Origin of the sequence: Jilunia laotingensis (genome assembly GCF_014385165.1) — a bacterium.
GTDB classification, from domain to species: domain Bacteria; phylum Bacteroidota; class Bacteroidia; order Bacteroidales; family Bacteroidaceae; genus Bacteroides; species Bacteroides laotingensis.
On record NZ_JACRTF010000003.1, the window covers coordinates 1 to 4,785 of the forward strand.

The 4,785-nt window shown below is 41.5% G+C and carries 9 protein-coding genes; 2 read left to right on the forward strand and 7 right to left on the reverse strand.

Translation table 11 applies throughout. The features are described 5' to 3' along the window. The first annotated feature begins 105 nt into the window (after nt 1-105). A complete protein-coding gene (locus tag H8744_RS18730) occupies nt 106-1,131 on the forward strand; it encodes a replication initiation protein (protein ID WP_016278717.1) in 1,026 nt (341 codons plus the stop codon). An 80-nt stretch (nt 1,132-1,211) separates the two neighbouring features. Further along, nucleotides 1,212-1,907, forward strand: a complete 696-nt coding sequence (locus H8744_RS18735) for a hypothetical protein (RefSeq protein WP_070750547.1) — start codon at nt 1,212-1,214, stop codon at nt 1,905-1,907. 35 nt (nt 1,908-1,942) lie between these two features. On the opposite strand, the gene mbpC is transcribed toward H8744_RS18735, so the two are convergent. The 7 genes from mbpC to H8744_RS18770 form a co-directional block, all read right to left on the reverse strand. Beyond that, nucleotides 1,943-2,392 (reverse strand): mobilization protein MbpC, encoded by a 450-nt coding sequence (gene mbpC, locus H8744_RS18740; protein WP_070750548.1) that lies wholly within the window; start codon nt 2,390-2,392, stop codon nt 1,943-1,945. Then, on the reverse strand, nt 2,349-3,143 hold the full coding sequence (mbpB, locus tag H8744_RS18745) for a mobilization protein MbpB (protein ID WP_117874081.1): 795 nt from the start codon (nt 3,141-3,143) through the stop codon (nt 2,349-2,351). The genes mbpC and mbpB overlap by 44 nt, the downstream gene beginning before the upstream one ends. After that, a complete protein-coding gene (gene mbpA, locus H8744_RS18750; RefSeq protein ID WP_032941761.1) occupies nt 3,140-3,439 on the reverse strand; it encodes a mobilization protein MbpA in 300 nt (99 codons plus the stop codon). Before mbpA ends, mbpB begins: the two co-directional genes overlap by 4 nt. Nucleotides 3,440-3,745: 306 nt before the next feature. Then, the gene (locus H8744_RS18755; protein ID WP_070751191.1) at nt 3,746-3,928 is read right to left on the reverse strand and encodes a hypothetical protein; all 183 of its coding nucleotides are present in this window, start codon (nt 3,926-3,928) and stop codon (nt 3,746-3,748) included. A gap of 29 nt (nt 3,929-3,957) precedes the next feature. Continuing rightward, a complete protein-coding gene (locus H8744_RS18760) occupies nt 3,958-4,227 on the reverse strand; it encodes a Txe/YoeB family addiction module toxin (RefSeq protein ID WP_008671563.1) in 270 nt (89 codons plus the stop codon). Continuing rightward, complete coding sequence (locus H8744_RS18765; RefSeq protein WP_008671564.1) at nt 4,220-4,486, reverse strand: type II toxin-antitoxin system Phd/YefM family antitoxin; 267 nt, start codon at nt 4,484-4,486, stop codon at nt 4,220-4,222. Before H8744_RS18765 ends, H8744_RS18760 begins: the two co-directional genes overlap by 8 nt. Nucleotides 4,487-4,592: 106 nt before the next feature. Beyond that, nucleotides 4,593-4,785: hypothetical protein (locus H8744_RS18770; protein ID WP_253066297.1), on the reverse strand; the 193-nt coding region annotated here is incomplete at its 5' end.

A 4,785-nucleotide genomic window follows, 5' to 3' on the forward strand; every position in this document is an offset into this window, starting at 1 on the left:
CTTTGGGAGTTTTTAAGACGCACTTTCCCTACACTTTGGGAGTTTTACCCTTCTTTTTTTGTTTATATGTAGGTATTTTATATCTTTGCAACAAATCAAATAGTTATGAAAAAGAAGCTACCTATTACCAAAAATAAAGACGTAGTTGTATCATGGGTATATACATGGTCCAAACAGCAAGACATGTCCATACACGAACAAAGAATAGTTCTTCGCATACTGGAAGCGTGCCAGGCTGAACTAAAGGGAGTAAAGCTGAAAGATTATGCAGGCACGAAACGAAAATTTGAGCATGGACTTTGGGATGTTGATGCGCAAATGCATGTATCTGACGTTATTTTTTCCGGACGTGACTACAACGAAATCATAGCTGCACTCGATTCACTGGCTGGACGTTTTTTCACTTACGAAGATGATGATGAATGGTGGAAATGTGGATTTATATCTAACCCGAAATACAAAAAGCATACCGGTATTATAACATTTCGTGTATCTAATGACCTTTGGGACGTGTTTACCAAATTCGCAAAAGGATATAGGGAGTTTGAACTAAACAAGGCTCTTGCGCTGCCTACGGGCTATTCGCTTAGGTTTTATATGCTCATGAGTGGGCAGGTGTACCCTTTGGATATATCACTGGACAACTTAAAAGAACGACTTGGCATACCTGCGGACAAATACAAAGACAAAAACGGAAAAGACAGAATCGACAACTTCGAGGAAAGAGTATTAAAACCAGCAAAGGCTGCGCTTGATGAAAGCTGCCCATACACATTCAACTACGTAAAAGTGCGTGAAAACCCTAACAACAAACGTAGTAAAGTAACTGGATTTAGATTTTACCCAGTATATCAACCTCAATTCAGGGATGAAGAACTGGAAGTAAAAGAACTTCAAGCGAAAGTAACGGCACGCCACCAAATAGATAACCATGTGTACGAATATCTCCGTTATTCCTGTGGCTTCACTTCGGAAGAAATAAACCGGAACAAGGAAACGCTTATAACTGCACAAGAAAAAATAGCCGACCTTATAGGAGAACTGGCAATTCTAAACGGAAAATCACGAGAGAAGAACAACCCTAAAGGGTGGATTATAAACTCTCTCAAAGGGAAAATAAAAGACAGCTAAACAACTAAAAGTACCTCCCTAAATGTCATATTTTCAAATCATTTTCTAAATTTGCAATTGTAATCTTTAAATATTTATTCATGAAGAAGAAAAATTCACTGTTATTTATACTGCTAATGTATTCTTTGACAATGTTAGCACAGAAAGATATAACAAAATTTATGGGAATCCCCGTAGATGGATTTAAAAAAGATATGATTCAGAAACTTAAAGCTAAAGGGTTTGAATACGACAATGAAATCGATCTTTTAACGGGTGAATTTAATGGCGAAAAAGTAAATATTTTTGTCGCTACTCAAAGCAATAAAGTATGGAGGATTGTCGTAGCAGATGCGATAGAAAGGAACGAGCATGATATTAAAATTAGATTCAATAACCTTTACGACCAATTCAACGATAACCCTAAATACGTTCCTAAATTGGAAGATAACGATTATATTTCTGAAGACATTAATCTTGCATATGAAATGAAGGTTAGAAACAAAAGATTTGAAGCTGGATTCATGCAAATGACAAATCCCAAAAGTCCTCAAAACTCACCAGAAAAGATACAACAAGAATTAACTCAAAAAATAAGCGAGATATGTCCAGCCGAAGAATTTATAAGAAAATCAGAAAAAGAAAAAGAGGACATAACCAAAGAAGCAGCAATGAACATCGTACAAGAAGCTGCAATGCGCTCCGTATGGTTTATGATTAGTGAAAAATATGGCAAATTCTCACTAATTCTTTTTTACGATAACGAATATAATAATGCTCATGGGGAGGACCTCTAAAAAACAAATAGACGACGTACATTTTTGTACGTCGTCTATTTGTTGCCCTTTTGTTCTATTGCCTGCTCTTGGTAATATTCGTAATACCGTTTGTAGTTATCCCGGTCTTTGGCTGCATCCACCCAAAGATAACACATGAGGCAAGCGAACAAAAGGGAAATAACGACACAAAGAATGGAGTAGAACGAAACCCGTTTATCCACATAGCCACCGCTTTTCATCCTGTTCCCCTGCCGTTCAAAGTCCGCTAACACGTTTTTTAGGCATTTTTCAGCACTTTCAAGGCTTTCCCCGTCTATCTGTACCTTTTTGGATGTTGCGTCCTCTATGCGTTTCGTATAGACTTCCACACGCTTCAATTCTTGATATACCAGTTCTACCGCAAGCTGCGGGTTCACTTTCGGGGTGGTGTCTTTCCTGCGTGGTCGGTATTGTCCTTGCTTAGAGGTGGAAACCTCCTTTTCCGGACGTGAGTTTGTTTCCATGTGATATGTTCATTGAGTTATACTTCAGTTTGCTTTGTGTCCTCTCGATATGGGCGAAAGTGTAGCCTTTCCCTATCTCGCTTGCCTTGTACTCCGTACCGCTCCGGGCTGTGACATAGTAGCCGTTAAGTTTCCCGGTGCTTGCCCTGGCTTCTCGGACCTTGAAGCCCAGTTTACCAAGTTCTTCTTGAAATTTGGTTAAGTCAAAACCCTGCATTTTCTTCAGTACGCTGTTCATGACTTCCTTGATTTCCTCTTTGTTGGCTTTGCCGATGTCCTGCGACTGCACGAAGTTCCGCTCCTTGGCTATGGCGTTGGCGGCTTCCGTTGCCCGTTTTCCTATCCAGTTGTCCCGGTAGAGTTCCCCGGAAAGGGATATCCGGTTTGCCAGTATGTGCAGGTGGGCTTGTTCTTTCTTGCTCTCTGTCCCACTGTGTTTGATGATGATGTACTGGTGGTTCATCAGTCCCATGCGCTGCATGAAGTCGTTGCCAAGTTCTGCCCAGTCCGCATCGGTGAAGCTGGAACTTTCCTCTATCGAGGGGCTGACCTCAAAACGCAGGCAGTTGTTCTTTACGTTCGGAAAATCAGTGAAGTAAGGTTTCATCTCCTGCACCATTTCCGCACCCGTACACCCGTAAAGCTCATGCCGGGCTATCTCGGTGGCTGCTGCCTGCCCGTCTATCTCCTTGGCAAGGTCATACTCCAGTGCCGCCACGCCATGTGATATGCTTTTCCCTTTCCCTATCATCGTGAGAGTATTTTTTGGAGTTCTGTGATTAGTGCCCGGTTCTCCTCGAACACTTCCCGGTACTGGCGACCACCGAAGTAGTTGTTCAGTCTTTGAAGTGTCCCCTTCAGCCGGGCGATATCCCGGAAAAGTTCCCGTTCTTCTTCTGTGTACCTCTCCCTGGGACGCCCACCAAGGGATAAACTGCGGCAGTACTCCGATGTACTCAAACCGCACCGGGCTGCCTGCTCCGAAAGTGCCGCCTTTTCAAGTGCGGTGCATCGGAATGTAATCTTTTCGCTCCGTCTTACTTCCATGCCACGAAGATAAGCAAAAAATCTTTTTGAGCAAAGCGAGAAAAGCAAGAATTGTCCGACAAGGACACTTCTTGCTATATATACACATGCCGCATGGGAATACACACAACGCTGACACGCTGCATAGGCACACATCTTTTTCTCTTTTTCCTGCCTTTTTCACAACGGAATACGGAGAACGGTCAAGGGGACGGGCTGGAAAAACCGCACGAGCCTGCGAGCGCAGGATTTTTCCGGATCCGGACTTGCGAAGCCCTTGACTGTTACGGAGTATGGAGTTACATTTGCAGACAGAAAAGAGAAAAATTACTTATTCAGTAATGCTTTTTCTTTCTCGGCTAAGTTCTCCAATTCTTCATCACTTATAGGAATAACAGTATAGGTTTTCCCCTCGTGATGAATAAGTACATTGTCGCCTTTACTCGCCAAATCAAACATTTCCTCTATTCGGTCAGCAAATTCCTCGGATGTAAGATTTATAACTGCCATATCTTCAATTTTTACATTGTTTTTTTACGTCATTTATCGTCATAGTGCCCCCAAACAGAAATAACAAAAACAACAATGGTGGTTTCGTTCACCGTATATCTAATACGGTTTTTCTTATCAAGCTGCCTTGACCATACACCCTGCAAATACTTCAACTGTTCGGGGTGTCCAGTCCCAGTGTATGGATGTTCTTTCAGCTCATCCAATAGCCTTTCTAACTTTTTGAAGAGTTGTGGAGAGGACTTTCTTAGCAACAGTACATGTTTTGCAGCTTCTTTTGAAAATTCTATCTCATACATTGCACTCATCCTCTATACGGTTCAAAAAATCATCTAATGATTCATCCTTCCGCATTTTAAAAGTTCGTCCCTGCTTAATATCCTCAATACCCCTCTGAATAGCCTCCAATTCTTCCCTTGAGGGAAAATCCTCTTCCGTAGCCGCATATACGACTATGGGGGCGGCATTACGACGAGAAACAAAGATTGTCTCTTTTTCAGCCAGTTCAAAATATTTCTTCTGATTGGCACGAAATTCACGCGTTGTAATTATCTGCATAATATTTATATATTTGATTTACAGCGCAAATATAACTATAAAAGTCCAACCTCCAAATTATTTGTGTACTTATTTGTGTACACGCCATTAAAAGCCATATTCAAGCCTACCGCCCGTTGGTTGGTGTTGCTTTGCTTTTTCCTCTCTTTTTGGGTTGATATTCAGCCTTTTTCCCTCTAAATTCCCCTTGTCTGTTATAAGCATCGTCTGTAATATGCTCTATCACTTTTACGGAAACACCTATAAACAAAGGAATTAAAGCATGTGTTTCCCTACATTTTGGGAGTTTCAATCCTACA